Here is a 20,427-nt window from a genome sequence, read left to right on the forward strand (position 1 = left end):
GGAGCGATCAATGCTGCGCGTTATCGATACCGAAACCTGTGATTTGCAGGGTGGAATTGTGGAAGTCGCTTCTGTCGACGTGATTGACGCAAAGATAGTCAACCCCATGAGCCATCTGGTGCGCCCGGATCGTCCCATCAGTGCGCAGGCGATGGCGATACATCGTATTACGGAATCGATGGTGGCTGATAAGCCGTGGATTGAAGAGATCATCCCTCTTTACCACGGTAGCCAGTGGTATGTGGCCCATAACGCCAGCTTTGACCGCCGCGTGCTGCCGGAGATGCCCGGCGAATGGATTTGCACTATGAAGCTGGCGCGCCGTCTGTGGCCGGGGATCAAATACAGCAATATGGCGCTGTATAAGTCGCGCAAACTCAGCGTACGGACGCCGGAAGGGCTGCATCATCACCGCGCTCTTTACGACTGCTACATCACCGCAGCGCTCCTGATTGATATCATGAATACTTCCGGCTGGACGCCAGACGATATGGCGACCATTACCGGGCGCCCCGCGCTACTGACCACCTTTACGTTCGGAAAATATCGCGGGAAGCCAGTATCGGAAGTGGCGAACAAAGATCCGGGCTATCTGCGCTGGCTGTACAACAACCTCGACAGAATGAGCCCGGAACTGCGCCTGACGCTGAAGCATTATTTAGGCGAAGCCTGAGTCCCCGCCCGGCCTGGCAGCGTATCCTGCGCCAGGCCAATCAAAAAGGCGTACTCCAGCGCCACCCCCTCATAGGATTTAAATCGCCCTGATTTCCCTCCGTGCCCCGAGTCCATATCGGTACACAGCAGCAGCAAATTATCGTCAGTTTTCAGCTCACGCAACTTCGCCACCCATTTCGCGGGCTCCCAGTACTGTACCTGGGAATCGTGCAGGCCGGTGGTCACCAGCATATGCGGATAGGCTTTCGCCTCGACGTTATCGTACGGGCTGTACTCTTTCATGTAGCGATAATAGGTTTCATCCTGCGGGTTCCCCCACTCCTCAAACTCCCCGGTGGTCAGTGGAATGGACTCATCCAGCATGGTCGTCACCACGTCCACAAACGGCACCTGGGCGATAACGCCTTTAAACAGTTCAGGCCGCTGGTTGATCACGGCGCCCATAAGCATGCCCCCGGCGCTGCCCCCCATGCCAAAGCAGAGCTGCGGATCGCCATAACCCTGCGCGATCAGCGCATCGCAAACATCAAGGTAGTCATTAAAGGTATTTTTCTTTTTGAGAAATTTTCCGTCTTCATACCAGTGCTGACCCAGCTCGCCGCCGCCGCGAATATGGGCAATCGCATAAACAAAACCGCGGTCGAGCAGGCTCAGCCTGCTGCTGCTGAAATCGGCGTCCATGCTGGATCCATAGGAGCCATAGCCATAGACGAGGATGGGGTTTTTACCTTTGTTGAAGTGCGCCTTGTGATAGACGAGCGACACTGGGACTTCAACGCCGTCGCGTGCGGTCACCCACAGGTGCTCACTGCGATAATTTTCCGACTCAAAACCCCGGACCTCAGCCTGTTTAATCACCTGACGCTGCCCGGTGTCCATATCCAGTTCAAACAACGTATCCGGGGTGGTCATCGACGAATAGCCGTATCGCAGGCGGGACGATTCCGGTTCCGGGTTAAAGCCGATCCACGTTACGTAAGCCGGGTCATCGAACGCAATGCCCACCACTTCGCGGGTTTTGCGGTTGATTTGGCGGATACTGGTCAGTCCGCGCTGACGCTCTTCCACCACCAGCCAGTCGGTAAACAGGGTGAACCCCTCCAGCATCACCTGATCGCGCGCGGGAATTAACACTTCCCATTTGCGTTCATCGCGCACTTTGGTTTTATAAAGGCCAAAGTTTTTGCCCTCGCGGTTCGAACGCAGGTAAAAGCTGTGCTGGAAGTGATCCAGGCTGTACTCATGATCTTTACGGCGCGGCAGGAAGCACAGAGGCTGCGCATCCGGCAGCTCTGCATCCAGCAGCAGCACTTCTGAGGTGGTGGCGCTGGAGAGGAAAATGATCACGTAGTGGCGAGACGACGTTTTGTGCAGGCTGACATAGAACGTCTCGTCTTTTTCCTCATACACCAGTTCATCGTCGGCGGAATCGGTCCCCACCGTATGACGCCAGACCTGATAAGGCAGCAGCGTTGAGACATGCTTTTTAACGTAGTAGACCGTTTCTGAATCGTTACCCCAGACGAAATCGGGGGAGACATTATCCAGCATTTCGGGATACCAGTTTCCCGTTTCAAGATTGCGGAAACGCAAACCGTACTGGCGGCGGGAGAGGTAATCCTCAGCCAGCGCCATAATGGCGTTATCGGGGGAAATGGACATGCCGCCCAGCGTATAAAACTCACTGTGGGCCGCACGTTTGTTTGCATCCAGCAGGATCTCCCATTCATCCCACTCGGCGCTCAGCACAGACTGGCGCTGGTAGATGGGATATTCGTTTCCCGGCTCATAAATATGGCGATAGCGATAACCGTTTTTGCACCACGGGGCAGAGACATCACGCTGGGGGATACGCTGCACCATTTCCTTCAGAAGTTGATCCTGAAGCGCCTGCTGGCTGGCCATGACCTGGCGGCCATAGTCGTTTTCCTCGTGCAGATAGTCCAGCACCTCTGGCCGGGAACGAGAATCGTCCCGCAGCCAGTAGTAGTTATCTATACGCGTATCGCCATGCGTGGTGATCGCATAAGGAGTACGTCGGGCTTTTGGAGGCATGGCATTCTTACTTTTTCGTTTTACATCCTATAAGGTTGGCAAAACACGCGTATGATGCAAGCGAAACATGGCCTTCTAGCCCACGAGGGTCTGCTTCTGCTGCTGAATATCCTGCTCAATTCCCTCACGAACGTCCTGTGGGATCTTCAGCGCATCGCCCAGGGCGTTCAGGTAGCTGCGCTCCATAAAGTGATCGATATCGATGGCGGCACAGCTCAGAAAATAGAGTTCCAGCGCCTCTTCTTCGTTTTTCACGCTTTGCGCCAGACGCTGCGGATCGAGGGGCTGTTCGATGGCCTGCGCCACCAGCGCCCTGCCCTGCTCCTCAACGCCCGCTTCCCGCATCTGCTGTTCAATTGCGGCACGTTCACTGGCATCAATATGCCCGTCGCTCTTGGCCGCAAAGACCAGGGCGAGGATCAACCGCTCGGTGCGTAAATCTAACGGCGATACCTGCTTCCCGTACTGCGGTTCATCCTGATGCGCGCTGCGCACCTTGTCTTTGTATTTGTTCCATAAGACGGAGCCTGCAATAGCCCCTCCGCCCGCCAGCAGCGCGCCGGTACCGTATTTGGTAAGCAGTTTCCGCGATGATTTATTGGCAACCAGCAAACCGGCCAGCCCGCCGAGCGCACCCGGCACCAGCAGCTTGCTCAGACCCTGCTCGCCCGACGACGAGCCTTTTTGTCCCAACAGGGATTGCAGTTGATTCATCCAGCCTGACATATTTTTCCTCACGTAACAGTGCGTAACCTTCACAGCCTAAGCGAGCGGGTGTCAGGAAATGTCTGTCAGTGCTAAAGAAGCGCAAATTTCCCCCCTGTCCGGTTATCCCCATACAAGACAGACGCAAACGTTTTCGTTTATACTGCCCGCATCTTTTTCAGGGGGATTTTTATGACTCGTTTAGGAACCGCGCTGCGTCCCGCCGCGACGCGCGTCATGCTGTTGGGATCGGGTGAACTGGGTAAAGAAGTGGCCATTGAATGCCAGCGTTTAGGTGTGGAAGTGATTGCGGTGGACAGTTACGCGAATGCGCCCGCCATGCACGTCGCGCATCGCTCGCACGTCATCGATATGCTTGACGGTAATGCGCTGCGGGGGTTAATTGCCGACGAAAAACCGGATTTCGTGGTACCTGAAATTGAGGCCATTGCCACTGAGATGTTGATTGCCCTTGAACAGGAAGGCCAGCGCGTGGTGCCCTGCGCCACTGCGGCAAAACTGACCATGAACCGGGAAGGCGTTCGTCGCCTGGCGGCAGAAGAATTACAGCTCCCGACCTCCAGCTACCGTTTTGCCGGGGATAAAGCTGCGTTTCTCCAGGCCGTAGAGGAGATTGGCTACCCGTGCATCATTAAGCCGGTAATGAGCTCCTCCGGCAAAGGGCAGAGCTTTATCCGCGACAGCAGCACGCTGGACAACGCCTGGGACTATGCCCAGCAGGGCGGCCGAGCCGGGGCCGGGCGCGTCATCGTGGAAGGCGTGGTGAAGTTTGATTTTGAAATTACCCTGCTCACCGTCAGCGCCGTGGATGGCGTTTATTTCTGCGACCCGATTGGTCATCGGCAGGAAGACGGCGATTATCGCGAATCCTGGCAGCCGCAGCAGATGAGCGCGCTGGCGCTGGCACGCGCACAGGAGATCGCCCGCAAGACGGTGCTGGCGCTGGGCGGCTACGGCCTGTTCGGCGTGGAATTGTTTGTTTGCGGCGACGAGGTGATCTTCAGCGAAGTCTCCCCTCGTCCGCACGATACCGGGATGGTTACGCTGATTTCACAGGATCTCTCTGAGTTCGCGCTGCACGTACGCGCTTTCCTCGGTCTGCCGGTTGGCGGCATCCGTCAGTACGGCCCGGCAGCCTCGGCGGTGATCCTGCCGCAGCTGACCAGCCAGAATGTCACCTTTGATAACGTCGAAGGTGCGGTTGGCGCAGGCTTGCAGGTCCGGCTGTTCGGCAAACCGGAGATCGACGGAAGCCGTCGTCTGGGCGTGGCATTAGCGACCGGGGAAAATGTGGACGAAGCCGTCGCGAGAGCAAAAAGAGCGGCTGCGAACGTCAGCGTAGCAGGATAAAAAAACGGGCCGAAAGGCCCGTTTTAACTGTCTGGCTGGCCGGGTTAGGCGCAGCCGACACCCGGCAAACAAACTTACTGTTTCGCGCCTTCTACCGCTTCGCGAGCCAGTTTAGTGATGCGATCCCAGTCGCCTGCTTCCAGCGCATCCGCCGGAACCAGCCAGGAGCCGCCGATGCACAGCACGCTTTTCAGCGCCAGATAGTCACGGTAGTTGGCCGGAGAGATGCCGCCCGTTGGGCAGAAACGCACCTGGGAGAATGGGCCCGCAATGGCCTGCAACGCTTTGGTGCCGCCGTTCGCTTCAGCCGGGAAGAATTTGAACTCTTTCAGGCCGTAGTCCATGCCCAGCATCAGTTCAGAAACGGTGCTGATACCCGGGATCAGCGGAATAGAACCTTCGGTTGCGGCTTTCAGTAGCGGCTCAGTCAGCCCCGGGCTGATGGCAAACTGTGCGCCCGCTTCGGTCACTTCCGCCAGCTGCTGCGCATTCAGAACCGTACCGGCACCAATGATCGCTTCCGGCACTTCTTTGGCGATAGCACGGATCGCATCCATCGCACAGGCGGTACGCAGGGTCACTTCCAGAACGCGAACGCCACCCGCAACCAGTGCCTTCGCCATTGGGACAGCGTGCTCCAGTTTGTTTACCACAATAACCGGCACGACAGGGCCAGTGGTCAGGATTGCTTCTGCACTTGTTTTCCAGTTTTTCATCAGAGTTTTCTCTCGCCAGATCGTTAAAATCAAGTCGTCTTAAAACGTAATACAGGTTGCGCCCTGCTCCGCACCGGAGAGTTTCTCACGCAACGCACCAAACATTTCGCGTCCGGTACCCACGCGTGACGCGCTCAGGTCAGGAATATGTGGCTGACGCGCCGCCAGCTCTGCTTCATCCACCAGCAGGGTTAACTCGCCTGTCTGACCGTTAACGCGGATCATGTCACCATCACGCACTTTCGCCAGCAGGCCGCCGTCGTAGGCTTCCGGGGTGACATGAATCGCTGAAGGCACTTTACCGGATGCCCCTGAAAGGCGTCCATCGGTTACCAGTGCAATTTTGAAACGGCGGTCCAATAATACACCAAGCGGCGGCATAAGTTTATGTAATTCTGGCATCCCGTTCGCTTTTGGTCCCTGATGACGCACCACGACCACACAGTCTTTATCAAGCAGACCCGCGTCAAAGGCAGGTAAAACGTCGTGCTGGCTTTCAAACACCACCGCCGGGGCTTCAATAACCTGATTCTCTTCCGGCACGGCAGAGGTTTTCATCACGGCACGTCCAAGGTTACCGCTCAGCACTTTGGTGCCGCCGTGAGGAGAGAACGGCTGTTCGAAGGTTGCGATAACCTGAGGATCGAGCGAGTCGCTCGCCCCTTCGCGCCAGTCCAGCTCACCGTTGTTCAGCCAGGGTTCAAGGGTATAGCGATGCAGGCCAAAGCCCGCCACCGTGTTGACATCCTCATGCAGCAGGCCGCCTTTCAGCAGCTCGCGCATCAACACCGGCACGCCGCCCGCGGCCTGGAAGTGGTTGATGTCCGCCGGACCGTTCGGGTACAGACGCGCCATCAGCGGTACCACGGAGGAGATATCGGAGAAGTCATCCCAGTTGATCAGAATGCCCGCCGCGCGCGCCATCGCGACAAGGTGCATGGTATGGTTGGTTGAACCGCCGGTCGCCAACAGGGCGACAATCCCGTTTACGATGACTTTTTCATCCACCATTTTGCCCATTGGCATCCACTCGTTGCCGTTACCGGTCAGGCGCGTCACCTGACGGGCTGCGGCTTCGGTCAGCGCTTTACGCAGTGGCGCATCCGGCTGGATGAACGACGAGCCCGGCAGCTGCATACCCATAAACTCCACCACCATCTGGTTGGTGTTGGCCGTACCGTAGAACGTACAGGTGCCCGGCGCATGATAGGACGCGGCTTCCGCTTCCAGCAGTGCCTGACGGTCCGCTTTTCCTTCGGCATACAGCTGGCGGATACGGACTTTTTCCTTGTTTGGCAGACCGCTAGCCATCGGGCCTGACGGCACAAAAATCGCTGGCAGATGGCCAAACGACAGCGCGGCCATCACCAGCCCCGGGACGATTTTGTCGCACACGCCCAGATAGAGCGCGCCATCAAACATGTTGTGAGAGAGGCCCACTGCCGCCGACATGGCGATCACTTCGCGGCTCAGCAAGGACAGCTCCATACCGTCCTGGCCCTGGGTTACGCCATCACACATGGCCGGCACGCCGCCTGCAACCTGGCCCACCGCGTTCACGCTGTGCAGCGCATTGCGGATGATAGCCGGGTAGGCCTCATACGGCTGGTGGGCTGAAAGCATGTCGTTATAGGAGGTAATGATGGCGATATTGTTACGCAACATGCTTTTCAGCGCGTCTTTATCACCAGGCTGGCAGGCCGCAAAGCCGTGGGCCAGATTCCCGCAGGCCAGCTGAGAGCGATGGACAGTTTCACTCTTCGCCTGTTCGATGCGGGCAAGGTAGGCAGCACGGGTCTCTTTCGAGCGTTCAACGATGCGTTGTGTTACGCGTAACAATGTCGGATTCATAAAAGCTCCTCTAATTTATCTGTCCAGGCTCGGGAGTTTACACAGTTTCTGACGGTTGTTAACAACGCTGAAACGCCTGATATCCGGAGCACAGGGGCAAAATGTCTGAAGGGAGTGTAATAAAAAAAGCTCCGCGGGTGAATCCACGCGGAGCTTAAAAGATAAAAATTATGCCACTTGCTGTGTTAGATCATGTTACCGGTAAAATAACACCTTTGGGCTAGAGAAGGGGGTTATTCAAACTCGTTCCAGGAGCGGCCATCACGGGTGATCATCGCAACGGAGGCGACAGGTCCCCATGTTCCCGCCTGATACGGTTTTGGCGCGTCCTGATCGGCTGCCCACGCTTCGGTGATAGAGTCGACCCACTTCCACGCCTCTTCCACTTCATCGCGGCGGACGAACAGCGCCTGGATACCACGCATGGTTTCCAGCAGCAGACGCTCGTAAGCATCGGCGAGATGCGTCTGGTTGAAGGTTTCAGAGTAGCTCAGGTCCAGCTTGGTGGTTTGCAGGTTGTGTTTGTGATCAAGACCCGGCACTTTGTTGAGGATCTGAATATCCACACCCTCGTCCGGTTGCAGACGGATGGTCAGTTTGTTCTGCGGCAGTTCCTGCCAGGATTCTTTGAACAGGTTCAGTTCCGGATTTTTGAAGTAGACCACCACTTCGGAGCATTTTGCCGGCAGACGTTTCCCGGTACGCAGGTAGAACGGCACACCGGCCCAGCGCCAGTCGTCGATATCCACGCGGATCGCCACAAACGTCTCGGTGTTGCTGGACTTGTTCGCGCCCTCTTCTTCCAGATAGCCAGGAACTTTTTTCCCCTGGGCAAAACCTGCGGTGTACTGGCCGCGCACGGTTTTCTCACGCACGTTGGAGCGGTCAATACGGCGCAGTGATTTCAGCACTTTCACTTTGGCGTCACGAATGCTGTCGGCCGTCAGATCTGACGGTGGAGACATGGCAATCATGCACAGAATTTGCAGCAGGTGGTTCTGGATCATGTCACGCATCTGGCCGGCCTGGTCGAAGTAGCCCCAACGGCCTTCGATGCCCACCTCTTCCGCCACGGTAATTTCCACGTGGTCGATAGTGCGGTTGTCCCAGTTGTTCACGAACAGGGAGTTGGCAAAACGCAGCGCCAGCAGGTTCAGTACCGTCTCTTTGCCCAGATAGTGGTCAATACGGTAAACCTGACACTCCTCAAAGAACTCGCCCACCTGGTCGTTGATTTCACGCGAGGTCGCCAGCGACGTACCCAGCGGTTTCTCCATCACCACGCGCGCCGGTTTGGCGTTCAGCTTCGCCTCGCCCAGACCTTTGCAGATGGCGCCGAAGGTGCTTGGCGGCATGGCGAAATAGTTAATAGTGACACGATTTTCCTGGTCAAGCATTTCACCCAGACGGGTAAAGGCGCCTACATCGTTGACGTCCAGGTTGCAGAAATCGAGACGCCCGCTCAGCTTATCCCAAAGGCTTTCATCGATTTTCTCTTTCATGAACGTTTCGAGCGCCTCGCGCACGACTTTGGTATAAGCCTCCTTATCCCAGTCTGCACGCCCTACCCCAAGGATCCGGGTGTCGGGATGAATCTGGCCCGCTTTTTCGAGCTGATACAGGGAAGGCAGCAATTTTCGGCGTGCAAGATCGCCTTTCGCGCCGAAAATGACCAGGTCACATGCCTGGGCTGTTTGCGTTACCGCCATGTCATTCTCCTCAGTTAGATCGCCTGGTACTCTGCCAGGTATCGTTGTAATTTTATTACAATGCACTGTACTGCTTTTACGCGTTTCCTGAAACCATTAGCGCTTAACGTCGCGTGCGATACGGTGATTTTTCGTCGCCCGGGCCATTACGCCCGTCTGATGACGCAACAAACGTCGATTCTTTGCGCAACAGGGTCAGAGCAAAACCCGACGTCGATCAAGTAATGAAAAAAAACAACAACATTTCTTGTCGACGATTACCCTTTCGGGAGTCCCGGGGGTAATATCGGCTAAATCGAATCAAGATTTCATCTCTTTATGAAATCGTTTATGCCCTCATGAGCGTCTTGTTAACAATGAACATGCTGGAAAAAATCCAGTTTCAACTGGAACACCTTAGCAAATCCGAGCGCAAAGTGGCTGAAGTTATTCTCGCCGCGCCCGCTCAGGCGATTCATTCAAGCATCGCCGCTCTGGCACAGGAATCGGGCGTCAGCGAACCGACGGTCAATCGATTCTGTCGTAGTCTGGACACGCGCGGCTTTCCTGATTTTAAACTGCATCTGGCCCAAAGTCTGGCAAACGGCACCCCGTATGTTAATCGCAATGTAGATGAAGACGACAGCGTTGATGCTTACACCGCAAAAATATTTGAATCGGCTATGGCCACGCTCGACCACGTTCGCCAGTCTCTGGACATGAGTTCAGTGAATCGCGCGGTCGATCTTCTCACGCAGGCCAAACGGATTGCCTTCTTTGGCCTTGGCTCGTCCGCCGCCGTGGCGCATGACGCCATGAATAAGTTCTTTCGCTTTAACGTGCCGGTGATTTACTCCGATGACATTGTGCTGCAACGCATGAGCTGTATGAATTGTAGTGAAGATGATGTCGTGGTACTCATCTCCCATACGGGCCGCACCAAGAGCCAGGTGGAGCTGGCGCAGCTCGCGCGTGACAACGATGCGATGGTCATCGCCCTGACGACGGCAGGTACGCCGCTGGCCCGGGAAGCGACGCTCGCCATTACCCTGGACGTACCGGAGGACACCGACATGTACATGCCGATGGTCTCCCGCCTGGCGCAGTTGACGGTCATCGACGTGCTGGCGACCGGTTTTACCTTACGCCGGGGCGCAAAATTCCGGGATAACTTGAAGCGGGTCAAGGAAGCCCTGAAAGAATCGCGTTTTGATAAAGAATTGCTTATAAAGAGCGATGTTCCCTAATAACTACGATGTACGATTTACGGCATTCGGTCCCCTCGCTACTGCCTTGCGATAGATGAAGGCCGATTCTATGTTCACGCAACACCAAAGTTGTTTCAGTCAACGGAGTATTACATGTCCAGAAGGCTTCGCAGAACCAAGATCGTCACCACCTTAGGCCCGGCCACCGACCGCGATAATAACCTCGAAAAGATTATCGCCGCGGGTGCCAACGTGGTGCGCATGAACTTCTCTCACGGTACGCCAGAAGACCATAAATTACGTGCCGACAAAGTGCGTGAAATCGCAGCTAAACTGGGCCGCCATGTTGCTATCCTCGGTGACCTGCAAGGTCCAAAAATCCGCGTATCGACCTTTAAAGAAGGCAAAGTCTTTCTCAACATCGGCGATAAATTCCTGCTGGATGCCAACCTGAGCAAAGGCGAAGGCGATAAGGAAAAAGTGGGTATCGACTACAAAGGTCTGCCTGCTGACGTTGTGCCTGGCGACATCCTGCTGCTGGACGACGGACGCGTACAGCTGAAAGTGCTGGAAGTTCAGGGTATGAAGGTATTCACCGAAGTGACCGTCGGCGGCCCGCTCTCCAACAACAAAGGCATCAACAAACTCGGCGGTGGCCTGTCTGCCGAAGCGCTGACCGATAAAGACAAAGCGGATATCGTGACCGCAGCGCAGATCGGCGTGGATTACCTGGCCGTCTCCTTCCCGCGCTGCGGCGAAGATCTGAACTATGCTCGCCGCCTGGCGCGCGATGCAGGCTGCGATGCGAAAATCGTTGCGAAAGTGGAACGCGCTGAAGCGGTCTGCGATCAGGACGCGATGGACGACGTGATCCTGGCGTCTGACGTGGTGATGGTTGCCCGTGGTGACCTGGGCGTGGAAATTGGCGACCCTGAACTGGTCGGTATCCAGAAAGCGCTGATCCGTCGCGCGCGTCAGCTGAACCGCGCGGTGATCACCGCCACCCAGATGATGGAATCCATGATCACCAACCCAATGCCAACCCGTGCGGAAGTCATGGACGTGGCGAACGCCGTGCTGGATGGTACCGATGCGGTGATGCTGTCAGCGGAAACCGCGGCAGGTCAGTACCCGGCAGAAACCGTGGCCGCCATGGCGCGCGTGTGCCTGGGTGCAGAGAAGATCCCAAGCATTAACGTCTCTAAACACCGCCTGGACATTCAGTTCGACAACGTGGAAGAAGCGATTGCGATGTCTGCGATGTACGCAGCCAACCACCTGAAAGGGGTCACGGCGATCATCACCATGACCGAATCTGGCCGTACCGCGCTAATGACGTCCCGTATCAGCTCCGGTCTGCCGATCTTCGCCATGTCCCGTCACGAGCGTACGCTGAACCTGACGGCGCTGTATCGCGGCGTGACGCCAGTATACTTCGACAGCACCAACGACGGCGTGGCCGCCGCGCACGATGCCGTGAACCTGCTGCGCGACAAAGGTTATCTGGTATCCGGTGATATCGTTATCGTGACGCAGGGTGACGTGATGAGCACCATCGGCTCAACCAATACCACCCGCGTACTGACCGTAGAGTAAGCTCCAATCCCCTCTCCCCTAAGGGGAGAGGGGTGAAGGTTTCCTATTTCTTCGGGAAAAGCTCTTTACGCTTATACGGCTCTGTTTCGCCAGGTTTACGCGTTTTGAGCAGCTTCAGGATCCACGTATATTGCTCCTTATGCGGCCCCACCAGCACCTCCACCTCTTCATTCATGCGACGTGCGATGGTGTGATCGTCTGCGGTCAGCAGATCGTCCATCGGCGGACGTACCTCAATGCTCAGGCGATGCGTTTTACCGTCATAAACCGGGAACAGTGGGATCACGCGGGCGCGGCAGACTTTCATCAGGCGACCAATCGCGGGTAGCGTGGCTTTATAGGTTGCGAAGAAATCGACAAACTCGCTGTGTTCCGGGCCGTGGTCCTGATCGGGCAGATAGTAGCCCCAGTAACCCTGACGTACCGACTGAATGAAAGGCTTAATGCCATCGTTTCGGGCGTGCAAACGCCCGCCAAAGCGACGGCGCACGGTATTCCAGACGAAGTCGTAGATTTTGTTTCCCTGATTATGGAACATCGCCGCCATTTTCTGGCCCTGCGACGCCATTAACATCGCCGGAATGTCTACCCCCCAGCCGTGCGGCACCAGGAAAATCACCTTTTCATCATTGCGACGCATCTCGTCGATGATCTCCAGCCCTTTCCAGTCAACGCGTTCGACGATCTTCTCCGGCCCTTTCAGCGCCAGTTCCGCCATCATCGCCATGGCCTGTGGCGCGGTGGTATACATGTCATCAATGATTGCTTCGCGTTCGGCGTCGCTTTTATCCGGAAAACAGTACAACAGATTTATTTGCGCGCGGCGGCGTGCGCTTTTACCTAAGCGCCCTGCCAGGCGCCCCACTTTGCCGAGCACCGGATCGCGGAGGGAAGCAGGTAGCAACGCCATGCCAGCAAACGCGTATACGCCAAGCCAGGCGCCCCAGTTACGCGGGTGGCGAAAAGATTTTTCAAACTCAGGAATGTACTCAATATTGTTTTTTTTGGTTTCCATGCGGGTTCCAGGGTCTGGTGACGCAAAAATATATTCGGATAGTGTAGCGAGGCTGCCGCCCGCGCACAAAAGAAAAAGCCGGCGCATACTGACGCCGGCTTTTTAAATCAGGAGAGCTTAGTCGAAGCGCAGCTGCGGCATCACCTCTTTCACCTGCGCCAGGTAATCTTTGCGATCTTTGCCGGTCAGCCCTTCGGTGCGCGGCAGTTTTGCCGTCAGCGGGTTAACTGCCTGCTGGTTGATCCACACTTCGTAGTGCAGGTGCGGCCCCGTCGACCGGCCGGTGTTACCGGACAACGCGATGCGATCGCCACGTTTCACTTTCTGGCCCGGTTTGACCAGCAGTTTACGCAGGTGCATGTAGCGGGTGGTGTACGTACGACCGTGACGAATAGCAACGTAGTAGCCAGCAGCACCGCTGCGTTTCGCCATGACCACTTCACCATCCCCTACCGCCAGCACTGGCGTGCCCTGCGGCATGGCGAAGTCAACGCCACGGTGCGGCGCTACGCGGCCAGTTACCGGGTTCAGACGACGCGGGTTGAAGTTGGAGGAGACGCGGAACTGTTTCGCCGTTGGGAAACGCAGGAAGCCTTTTGCCAGACCCGTACCGCTGCGGTCATAGAACTTACCGTCTTCCGCGCGAATAGCGTAGTAGTCTTTGCCGTCTGAACGCAGACGAACGCCCACCAGCTGGCTCTGCTCGCGCTTACCGTCCAGCATTTCGCGGGACATCAGGACAGAGAACTGATCGCCTTTTTTCAGTTTGCGGAAATCCATCTGCCACTGCATGGCTTTGATCACCGAGCTGATTTCAGCGCTGGTCAGGCCGGCATCGCGTGCGCTGGAAACAAAGCTGCCGCCGACGGTCCCTTTCATGACGCTGTTAACCCAGTCGCCCTGCTGCAATTCGCTGGTCATTTTGAAACCGTTTGCAGTGCGATCGTAGGTGCGGGTTTCGCGACGGGACATCTCCCAGGTCAGACGTTGCAGATCGCCGTCGGGCGTTAGGGTCCAGGAAAGCTGCTGACCAATTTTCAGGTTACGCAGCTCTTTATCGGATGCGGCGAGCTGGCTGATGTTGCCCATGTCGATACCGTACTGGTTCAGGACACTGCTCAGCGTATCGCCAGTAGAAACAACATATTCATGAATGCCGGCTTCATTCTGGATCTTGTCATCCAGCTCATCCTGGGGAATCGCTTCATCTTCCTGAGCGGCCTGATCGATAGGCTCGCTGGCCTCAGGCAGCAGAGAGCGGATCTCGCTCTTCTCCAGTTCGATGGTTTTAATGATTGGGGCGGAACTCGGGTGGTAAACATAGGGCCGCCAGACGGCGACCGCTAATGTGAGAACTGTAAGCGACCCCAGCATAACGCGGTGGGGTCGAGGCAGATTGTTAAATGCCAGGGCGACAGAGCGGGCTATCTGTTGCACGTATTCACTTCCTCGTTAATCTCCTTTCAGGCAGCTCGCATACTGATTCGCCAGTTGGCTGAGGAACTGCGAATAGCTCGCTTTGCTCAACTGGATGTTCGTACCTAGCGGGTCAAGGGTTCCCATGCGCACGGATGTTCCCCTGGCCACGGCTTCTACGACCGCTGGCCTGAACTGTGGCTCAGCAAAAACGCATGTCGCTTTTTGCTCAACCAACTGTGTTCTGATTTCATGTAAACGCTGCGCACCAGGCTGAATTTCAGGGTTGACGGTAAAATGCCCCAGCGGGGTCAGACCGTAATGTTTCTCGTAATACCCGTAGGCATCATGAAAAACGAAGTACCCTTTTCCTTTAAGCGGTGCGAGCTCGTTACCTACCTGTTTGTCGGTTGCGGCTAATTGAGCCTCAAAATCCTTCAGGTTGGCGTCGAGTTTGATTCGACTTTGCGGCATAAGTTCCACTAATTTGTCGTGGATTGCAACCGCTGTAAGCCGCGCTATCTCTGGGGAGAGCCAGAGATGCATGTTGTATTCGCCGTGATGGTGATGGTCGTCACCTTTTTCACCGTGAGCATGGTCGTGGTCGTGTTCGTCACCCTCGTCCTCAGCTCCTTTCATGAGTAACGGTTTCACGCCGGACAGCCCGGCAATCGTCACCTGTTTCTCAGCGGGAAGCTGACTGGCTGACTTCTGCATGAACGCTTCCATCTCAGGACCAATCCAGACCACTAAGTCCGCGTTCTGTAAGCGTTTTACATCAGATGGACGCAGGGAATAATCATGCTCGGAAGCACCATCAGGCAGCAGAACCTGGGTCTCAGTGACCCCATCCGCGATGGCAGAGGCGATAAATCCAAGCGGTTTAAGCGAAGCGACAACGGCGGCGTTAACATCTTGTGCTGTTGTACCCCAAAGAGCAGCGGATAAAGCTGCGAAAAGAAGCGTATTTTTCTGTAACATAATGCGACTAATCATCGTAATGAATGCGTGGAATGTGATATTATAACATTCGATGACTTCTGCAAGCTTAAATTGACATGACGACTTTAGTTTCTCTTGAAAATGTTTCGGTCTTATTCGGCCAGCGCCGCGTCCTTTCTGACGTGTCGCTGAATCTGAAGCCCGGCAAAATACTCACGCTGCTCGGCCCTAACGGTGCAGGCAAGTCGACGCTGGTACGCGTCGTATTAGGCCTGGTAGCCCCTGACGCAGGTGTTATCGTCCGCCAAGACAAGTTGCGTATCGGCTATGTGCCGCAAAAATTACACCTCGATGCCACCCTGCCCCTGACGGTGAGCCGCTTCCTGCGCCTCCGTCCCGGTACGCGTAAAGCGGATATCCTCCCGGCGCTGAAACGCGTTCAGGCGGGACATCTTGTTGAGGCGCCCTTGCAAAAGCTGTCGGGCGGTGAAACCCAGCGCGTATTACTTGCCCGCGCCCTGCTCAGCAGCCCTCAGCTGCTGGTCCTGGACGAGCCGACGCAGGGTGTTGACGTCAACGGTCAGGTTGCGCTGTACGATCTGATTGACCAGCTCCGTCGGGAGCTAAACTGCGCGGTGCTGATGGTGTCCCATGATCTGCATCTGGTGATGGCCAAAACCGACGAAGTGCTGTGCCTGAACCATCACATTTGTTGTTCCGGCACGCCGGAAGTGGTGTCAATGCATCCGGAATTTATCTCTATGTTTGGCCATCGTGGCGCCGAGCAGCTGGGCATCTATCGTCATAATCACAATCACCGCCATGATTTACAGGGACGAATCGTCCTGCGTCGGGGAAATGGACACTCATGATTGAACTGTTACTGCCCGGCTGGCTGGCCGGGATTATGCTTGCCTGCGCCGCGGGTCCACTCGGCTCGTTTGTCGTCTGGCGCAGAATGTCCTATTTCGGCGATACGCTGGCCCATGCTTCATTGCTGGGTGTGGCGTTTGGTTTGTTACTGGACGTGAACCCGTTTTATGCGGTGATTGTCGTCACGCTGCTGCTGGCTGCCGGTCTGGTCTGGCTGGAAAAACGCCCTCATCTGGCAATTGATACCCTGCTCGGCATTATGGCGCACAGCGCCCTGTCGCTGGGCCTGGTGGTAGTGAGCCTGATGTCAAACATCCGCGTGGACCTGATGGCCTATCTGTTCGGCGATCTGCTGGCCGTCACGCCCGAAGATCTGATTTCCATTGCCATTGGCGTGGCGGTGGTGCTCGGGATCCTGCTGTGGCAGTGGCGAAATTTACTGGCTATGACCGTCAGCCCGGATCTGGCCTTTGTCGACGGCGTGAAGCTTCAGCGCGTGAAGCTGCTATTGATGCTGGTGACGGCGTTAACCATCGGCGTGGCGATGAAGTTTGTTGGCGCGCTGATCATCACGTCGCTGCTGATAATCCCTGCCGCCACGGCGCGCCGTTTTGCGCGTACGCCGGAGCAAATGGCCGGTATCGCGTTGATTATCGGAATGATCGCGGTGACGGGCGGGTTAACCTTCTCGGCGTTTTATGACACGCCAGCAGGGCCGTCGGTGGTATTGTGCGCGGCGGTGTTGTTTATTTTCAGTATGATGAAAAAGACCGCGCAGTAGTCAGCATATCCCCGGTGGCGCTTCGCTTACCGGGGCTACCATTTATCGCTGCTTACGGCATCGCGGGCGGCGTAATACCGAAATGATTCCACGCCCGCACCGTCGCCATACGACCACGTGGGGTTCGCTGTAAGAAACCCTGCTGGATCAGATACGGCTCCAGCACGTCCTCGATAGTCTCACGCTCTTCGCCAATTGCCGCCGCCAGGTTATCCAGCCCTACTGGCCCGCCAAAGAACTTATCCAGCACCGCCAGCAGCAGCTTACGGTCCATGTAGTCAAAACCTTCGGCATCGACATTCAGCATATCCAGCGCCTGGGCGGCGATCTCGGCCGATATAGTGCCGTCGTGCTTCACCTCGGCAAAGTCACGCACCCGGCGCAGCAGGCGGTTGGCGATACGCGGCGTACCGCGGGAGCGCTTCGCCACTTCAAACGCCCCCTCTTCGCTCATATCCAGCCCCATGTAGCGCGCGCTGCGCCCCACAATATGCTGAAGGTCGGGCACCTGATAAAACTCCAGACGCTGCACGATACCAAACCGGTCGCGTAACGGTGAGGTCAGCGAGCCGGCGCGGGTCGTGGCGCCAATCAGGGTAAACGGCGGCAGATCGATTTTGATCGAGCGCGCGGCCGGACCTTCACCGATCATGATATCCAGCTGGTAATCCTCCATTGCCGGATAGAGCACTTCCTCCACCACCGGTGAAAGACGGTGGATCTCATCGATAAACAGCACGTCATGCGGTTCGAGGTTGGTCAGCATCGCCGCCAGGTCCCCTGCTTTCTCCAGCACCGGGCCGGAGGTGGTACGCAGGTTAACGCCCATTTCGTTGGCGACGATATTCGCCAGGGTGGTTTTACCTAACCCCGGCGGACCAAAAATCAGCAGGTGATCGAGCGCATCGCCGCGCAGCTTTGCCGCCTGGATGAAAATCTCCATCTGAGAACGAACCTGCGGCTGGCCGATGTACTCATCCAGCAGTTTGGGACGGATCGCGCGATCCACCACGTCATCTGGCTGAATAGTGCCTGCCGATACCAGGCGGTCTGCTTCAATCATCCTTTACCTCACAATGCAGCGCGCAGCGCTTCACGAATCAGGGTTTCACTGCTGGCATCCGGTTTAGCAATTTTGCTCACCATCCGGCTGGCCTCCTGAGGTTTATAGCCCAGCGCCACCAGCGCGGCAACCGCTTCCTGCTCGGCATCATCATCAGATGCAGGCGCGCCCGGGGAAGTCAGCACCAGATCGGCTGCCGGCGTGAACAGATCGCCATGCAGACCTTTGAAGCGGTCCTTCATCTCGACAATCAAACGCTCGGCGGTTTTCTTCCCGATGCCAGGAAGTTTAATTAACGCAGCTGGATCTTCACGCTCAACGGCGTTCACAAACTGTGGCGCTGACATACCGGACAGAATCGCCAGGGCCAGCTTCGGCCCGACGCCGTTGGTTTTAATCAATTCGCGGAACAGGGTGCGTTCCTGTTTGTTATTGAAGCCGTACAGCAGCTGAGCGTCTTCACGCACCACAAACTGGGTAAAGACAACCGCCTCTTTGCCCGCCTCCGGCAGCTCATAGAAGCAGGTCATTGGCATATGGACTTCATAGCCCACGCCACCCACTTCCAGCAGTACTAACGGGGGTTGTTTTTCAATGATGATGCCTCTGAGTCTGCCTATCACGTGACGCTCCTGCGTTCTGGAAGAAATTAACTGCCGACATAATAAAAAAAGGCTGGATAAACATCCAGCCTGATTTGTCATTATCGTAACCTGCCTCGCGCCAGATTGAGCCGCGACTCGCTCATTTGCATCGCATTCTGGCTGACGTGACAGTGGGTAATCGCAATGGCCAGCGCATCGGCGGCGTCAGCCTGCGGGTTCGCAGGGAGCTTCAGCAGGGTACGCACCATGTGCTGCACCTGGCTTTTCTCCGCGCTACCAATGCCCACCACCGTCTGCTTAACCTGACGGGCCGCGTACTCAAACACCGGCAGATCCTGGTTCACGGCGGCAACAATCGCCACGCCGCGCGCCTGACCGAGCTTTAACGCCGAGTCAGCGTTCTTCGCCATAAAGACCTGCTCGATGGCGAAATAGTCCGGCTGAAACTGGGTGATGATCTCCGACACGCCCGCATAGATGAGCTTCAGGCGCGATGGCAGATCGTCCACTTTGGTGCGAATACAACCGCTGCCGAGGTAGGTTAGCTGGCGTCCCACCTGACGGATAACGCCATAGCCGGTGACGCGTGAGCCGGGGTCAATCCCGAGAATAATCGACATCACGCGTCTCCCGTAAACGGTTTACAGGCTCTCATCAGAGAGTCGCTGCAACCTCATCAGAGATTTCACCGTTGTGATACACTTCCTGCACGTCGTCGCAGTCTTCGAGCATGTCGATCAGACGCAGCAGTTTCGGTGCGGTTTCCGCATCCATGTCCGCTTTGGTAGACGGGATCATGGAGACTTCAGCGTTATCCGCCTTCAGGCCAGCCGCTTCCAGCGCATCGCGCACGGCACCCATCTCTTCCCATGCGGTGTAAACATCAATAGCGCCGTCGTCGTAGGTCACCACGTCTTCCGCACCGGCTTCCAGCGCCGCTTCCATGATCGCATCTTCGTCGCCTTTCTCGAAGGAGATGACGCCTTTTTTGCTGAACAGGTACGCTACTGAGCCGTCAGTGCCCAGGTTGCCGCCAGTTTTGGTGAACGCGTGACGCACTTCCGCAACAGTACGGTTACGGTTGTCGGACAGACACTCAACCATCACCGCCGTACCGCCAGGACCGTAACCTTCATAAATGATGGTTTCCATGTTCGCGTCTTCATCACCGCCCACGCCACGTGCGATGGCACGGTTCAGGGTGTCACGCGTCATGTTGTTGGACAGGGCTTTATCCACCGCTGCGCGCAGACGTGGGTTAGAGGCCGGATCGCCGCCGCCCAGACGCGCCGCTGTCACCAGCTCACGAATGATTTTGGTAAAGATTTTACCGCGTTTGGCATCCTGTGCCGCTTTGCGGTGTTTGGTGTTGGCCCACTTACTATGACCTGCCATAAAAAGTTCTCCAAAAATCGCGCCTTCTCAGGCAGCGTTAATTACAAATTCTTCAATCGCCTGCCGGTTGCTCCACGACTTGGTCAGTGCGGCGGCATCCGCCGCATCCACCCAGCGGTAGGTCAGGTGTTCCGTGAACACGATCTCCCGCTCATGGGGAAGCGCAAGGCAGAACCACGATTCCGTATTGCGCTCAATTCCCGGTGCATAGCGATGACGTAAATGGCTAAAAATTTCAAACTCCACCGTGCGCTGACAGTCCTTCAGGGTCAGTTGCTCGCGAGCAACGTCAATGGCGACCTCTTCCTTTACTTCACGCGCGGCGGCCTGCGGCGCGGTCTCCCCCTCTTCCAGGCTGCCGGTAACCGACTGCCAGAAATCCGGATCGTCGCGCCGCTGCAACATCAGCACCCGCTTCGTGTCTTCTGCATAAATGACCACCAGAACCGAAACGGGACGCTTATATGCCATA

19 protein-coding genes are annotated in these 20,427 nt (G+C 56.4%); 6 read left to right on the forward strand and 13 right to left on the reverse strand.

What is annotated here, in order from left to right:
* The first annotated feature begins 10 nt into the window (after positions 1 to 10).
* On the forward strand, positions 11 to 673 hold the full coding sequence (exoX, locus tag L379_RS09955) for an exodeoxyribonuclease X (RefSeq protein ID WP_032653982.1): 663 nt from the start codon (positions 11 to 13) through the stop codon (positions 671 to 673).
* Here the strand turns inward: exoX and ptrB are convergent.
* Together ptrB and L379_RS09945 are read right to left on the reverse strand one after the other, a co-directional pair.
* Positions 655 to 2,730 carry an oligopeptidase B gene (gene ptrB, locus L379_RS09950; RefSeq protein ID WP_017693247.1) on the reverse strand — a complete coding sequence of 692 codons (2,076 nt, stop codon included), beginning with the start codon at positions 2,728 to 2,730 and terminating at the stop codon, positions 655 to 657. The two genes, exoX and ptrB, sit on opposite strands and share 19 nt — an antisense overlap.
* A 75-nt stretch (positions 2,731 to 2,805) precedes the next feature.
* On the reverse strand, positions 2,806 to 3,456 hold the full coding sequence (locus L379_RS09945) for a tellurite resistance TerB family protein (RefSeq protein ID WP_015570286.1): 651 nt from the start codon (positions 3,454 to 3,456) through the stop codon (positions 2,806 to 2,808).
* A gap of 171 nt (positions 3,457 to 3,627) precedes the next feature.
* On the opposite strand from L379_RS09945, the gene purT reads away from it, so the two are divergent.
* Positions 3,628 to 4,806: a formate-dependent phosphoribosylglycinamide formyltransferase gene (purT, locus tag L379_RS09940; protein ID WP_032653985.1), complete on the forward strand. Its 1,179-nt coding sequence runs from the start codon at positions 3,628 to 3,630 to the stop codon at positions 4,804 to 4,806.
* Positions 4,807 to 4,880: 74 nt separating this feature from the next.
* Here purT and kdgA read toward each other — a convergent pair whose 3' ends face one another.
* From kdgA to zwf, 3 genes are all read right to left on the reverse strand, one after another.
* Entirely contained in the window at positions 4,881 to 5,522 is a 642-nt protein-coding gene (gene kdgA, locus L379_RS09935) for a bifunctional 4-hydroxy-2-oxoglutarate aldolase/2-dehydro-3-deoxy-phosphogluconate aldolase (RefSeq protein WP_003859774.1), read from the reverse strand.
* A gap of 39 nt (positions 5,523 to 5,561) precedes the next feature.
* On the reverse strand, positions 5,562 to 7,373 hold the full coding sequence (edd, locus tag L379_RS09930) for a phosphogluconate dehydratase (protein WP_017384346.1): 1,812 nt from the start codon (positions 7,371 to 7,373) through the stop codon (positions 5,562 to 5,564).
* 233 nt (positions 7,374 to 7,606) lie between these two features.
* Positions 7,607 to 9,082, reverse strand: a complete 1,476-nt coding sequence (gene zwf / locus L379_RS09925; protein WP_003859771.1) for a glucose-6-phosphate dehydrogenase — start codon at positions 9,080 to 9,082, stop codon at positions 7,607 to 7,609.
* 356 nt (positions 9,083 to 9,438) lie between these two features.
* On the opposite strand from zwf, the gene L379_RS09920 reads away from it, so the two are divergent.
* Both L379_RS09920 and pyk read left to right on the forward strand, forming a co-directional pair.
* The gene (locus L379_RS09920; protein ID WP_003859769.1) at positions 9,439 to 10,308 is read left to right on the forward strand and encodes a MurR/RpiR family transcriptional regulator; all 870 of its coding nucleotides are present in this window, start codon (positions 9,439 to 9,441) and stop codon (positions 10,306 to 10,308) included.
* Between the two features lie 114 nt (positions 10,309 to 10,422).
* Positions 10,423 to 11,865 (forward strand): pyruvate kinase, encoded by a 1,443-nt coding sequence (gene pyk / locus L379_RS09915; protein ID WP_003859767.1) that lies wholly within the window; start codon positions 10,423 to 10,425, stop codon positions 11,863 to 11,865.
* Between the two features lie 43 nt (positions 11,866 to 11,908).
* On the opposite strand, the gene lpxM is transcribed toward pyk, so the two are convergent.
* From lpxM to znuA, 3 genes are all read right to left on the reverse strand, one after another.
* Entirely contained in the window at positions 11,909 to 12,880 is a 972-nt protein-coding gene (gene lpxM, locus L379_RS09910) for a lauroyl-Kdo(2)-lipid IV(A) myristoyltransferase (RefSeq protein ID WP_015570283.1), read from the reverse strand.
* A gap of 117 nt (positions 12,881 to 12,997) precedes the next feature.
* Positions 12,998 to 14,317 carry a murein DD-endopeptidase MepM gene (gene mepM / locus L379_RS09905; protein ID WP_003859762.1) on the reverse strand — a complete coding sequence of 440 codons (1,320 nt, stop codon included), beginning with the start codon at positions 14,315 to 14,317 and terminating at the stop codon, positions 12,998 to 13,000.
* A gap of 15 nt (positions 14,318 to 14,332) precedes the next feature.
* A complete protein-coding gene (znuA, locus tag L379_RS09900; RefSeq protein ID WP_032103662.1) occupies positions 14,333 to 15,277 on the reverse strand; it encodes a zinc ABC transporter substrate-binding protein ZnuA in 945 nt (314 codons plus the stop codon).
* 77 nt (positions 15,278 to 15,354) lie between these two features.
* Here znuA and znuC point away from each other — a divergent pair, with 77 nt between their 5' ends.
* Both znuC and znuB read left to right on the forward strand, forming a co-directional pair.
* Positions 15,355 to 16,110 (forward strand): zinc ABC transporter ATP-binding protein ZnuC, encoded by a 756-nt coding sequence (gene znuC / locus L379_RS09895; protein WP_032653988.1) that lies wholly within the window; start codon positions 15,355 to 15,357, stop codon positions 16,108 to 16,110.
* A complete protein-coding gene (gene znuB / locus L379_RS09890) occupies positions 16,107 to 16,892 on the forward strand; it encodes a zinc ABC transporter permease subunit ZnuB (RefSeq protein ID WP_032653991.1) in 786 nt (261 codons plus the stop codon). Before znuC ends, znuB begins: the two co-directional genes overlap by 4 nt.
* Before the next feature lie 52 nt (positions 16,893 to 16,944).
* On the opposite strand, the gene ruvB is transcribed toward znuB, so the two are convergent.
* The 5 genes from ruvB to nudB all read right to left on the reverse strand — a co-directional run bounded on the left by ruvB (position 16,945) and on the right by nudB (position 20,426).
* Positions 16,945 to 17,955 (reverse strand): Holliday junction branch migration DNA helicase RuvB, encoded by a 1,011-nt coding sequence (gene ruvB, locus L379_RS09885; RefSeq protein WP_003859753.1) that lies wholly within the window; start codon positions 17,953 to 17,955, stop codon positions 16,945 to 16,947.
* Positions 17,956 to 17,963: 8 nt separating this feature from the next.
* The gene (ruvA, locus tag L379_RS09880) at positions 17,964 to 18,578 is read right to left on the reverse strand and encodes a Holliday junction branch migration protein RuvA (RefSeq protein WP_003859751.1); all 615 of its coding nucleotides are present in this window, start codon (positions 18,576 to 18,578) and stop codon (positions 17,964 to 17,966) included.
* Between the two features lie 80 nt (positions 18,579 to 18,658).
* Positions 18,659 to 19,180 (reverse strand): crossover junction endodeoxyribonuclease RuvC, encoded by a 522-nt coding sequence (gene ruvC / locus L379_RS09875; protein WP_003859749.1) that lies wholly within the window; start codon positions 19,178 to 19,180, stop codon positions 18,659 to 18,661.
* A gap of 34 nt (positions 19,181 to 19,214) precedes the next feature.
* Positions 19,215 to 19,955: a YebC/PmpR family DNA-binding transcriptional regulator gene (locus tag L379_RS09870; RefSeq protein WP_003859747.1), complete on the reverse strand. Its 741-nt coding sequence runs from the start codon at positions 19,953 to 19,955 to the stop codon at positions 19,215 to 19,217.
* A gap of 27 nt (positions 19,956 to 19,982) precedes the next feature.
* Positions 19,983 to 20,426: a dihydroneopterin triphosphate diphosphatase gene (nudB, locus tag L379_RS09865; RefSeq protein WP_032653994.1), complete on the reverse strand. Its 444-nt coding sequence runs from the start codon at positions 20,424 to 20,426 to the stop codon at positions 19,983 to 19,985.
* Position 20,427 lies beyond the last annotated feature (1 nt).

The organism is Enterobacter sp. MGH 33 (assembly GCF_000534535.1).
Taxonomy (GTDB): Bacteria; Pseudomonadota; Gammaproteobacteria; order Enterobacterales; family Enterobacteriaceae; genus Enterobacter; species Enterobacter hormaechei_C.

Bases quoted from the DNA above. Each gene is read 5' to 3' on its own strand.
- L379_RS09920 (WP_003859769.1), top strand. From the start codon at position 9,439: ATGAACATGCTGGAAAAAATCCAGTTTCAACTGGAACACCTTAGCAAA.
- L379_RS09870 (WP_003859747.1), bottom strand. From the start codon at position 19,955: ATGGCAGGTCATAGTAAGTGGGCCAACACCAAACACCGCAAAGCGGCA.
- ruvB (WP_003859753.1), bottom strand. From the start codon at position 17,955: ATGATTGAAGCAGACCGCCTGGTATCGGCAGGCACTATTCAGCCAGAT.
- lpxM (WP_015570283.1), bottom strand. From the start codon at position 12,880: ATGGAAACCAAAAAAAACAATATTGAGTACATTCCTGAGTTTGAAAAA.
- exoX (WP_032653982.1), top strand. From the start codon at position 11: ATGCTGCGCGTTATCGATACCGAAACCTGTGATTTGCAGGGTGGAATT.
- nudB (WP_032653994.1), bottom strand. From the start codon at position 20,426: ATGGCATATAAGCGTCCCGTTTCGGTTCTGGTGGTCATTTATGCAGAA.
- znuB (WP_032653991.1), top strand. From the start codon at position 16,107: ATGATTGAACTGTTACTGCCCGGCTGGCTGGCCGGGATTATGCTTGCC.
- znuA (WP_032103662.1), bottom strand. From the start codon at position 15,277: ATGTTACAGAAAAATACGCTTCTTTTCGCAGCTTTATCCGCTGCTCTT.
- ruvC (WP_003859749.1), bottom strand. From the start codon at position 19,180: ATGTCGATTATTCTCGGGATTGACCCCGGCTCACGCGTCACCGGCTAT.
- kdgA (WP_003859774.1), bottom strand. From the start codon at position 5,522: ATGAAAAACTGGAAAACAAGTGCAGAAGCAATCCTGACCACTGGCCCT.
- purT (WP_032653985.1), top strand. From the start codon at position 3,628: ATGACTCGTTTAGGAACCGCGCTGCGTCCCGCCGCGACGCGCGTCATG.
- ptrB (WP_017693247.1), bottom strand. From the start codon at position 2,730: ATGCCTCCAAAAGCCCGACGTACTCCTTATGCGATCACCACGCATGGC.
- pyk (WP_003859767.1), top strand. From the start codon at position 10,423: ATGTCCAGAAGGCTTCGCAGAACCAAGATCGTCACCACCTTAGGCCCG.
- zwf (WP_003859771.1), bottom strand. From the start codon at position 9,082: ATGGCGGTAACGCAAACAGCCCAGGCATGTGACCTGGTCATTTTCGGC.
- znuC (WP_032653988.1), top strand. From the start codon at position 15,355: ATGACGACTTTAGTTTCTCTTGAAAATGTTTCGGTCTTATTCGGCCAG.
- L379_RS09945 (WP_015570286.1), bottom strand. From the start codon at position 3,456: ATGTCAGGCTGGATGAATCAACTGCAATCCCTGTTGGGACAAAAAGGC.
- edd (WP_017384346.1), bottom strand. From the start codon at position 7,373: ATGAATCCGACATTGTTACGCGTAACACAACGCATCGTTGAACGCTCG.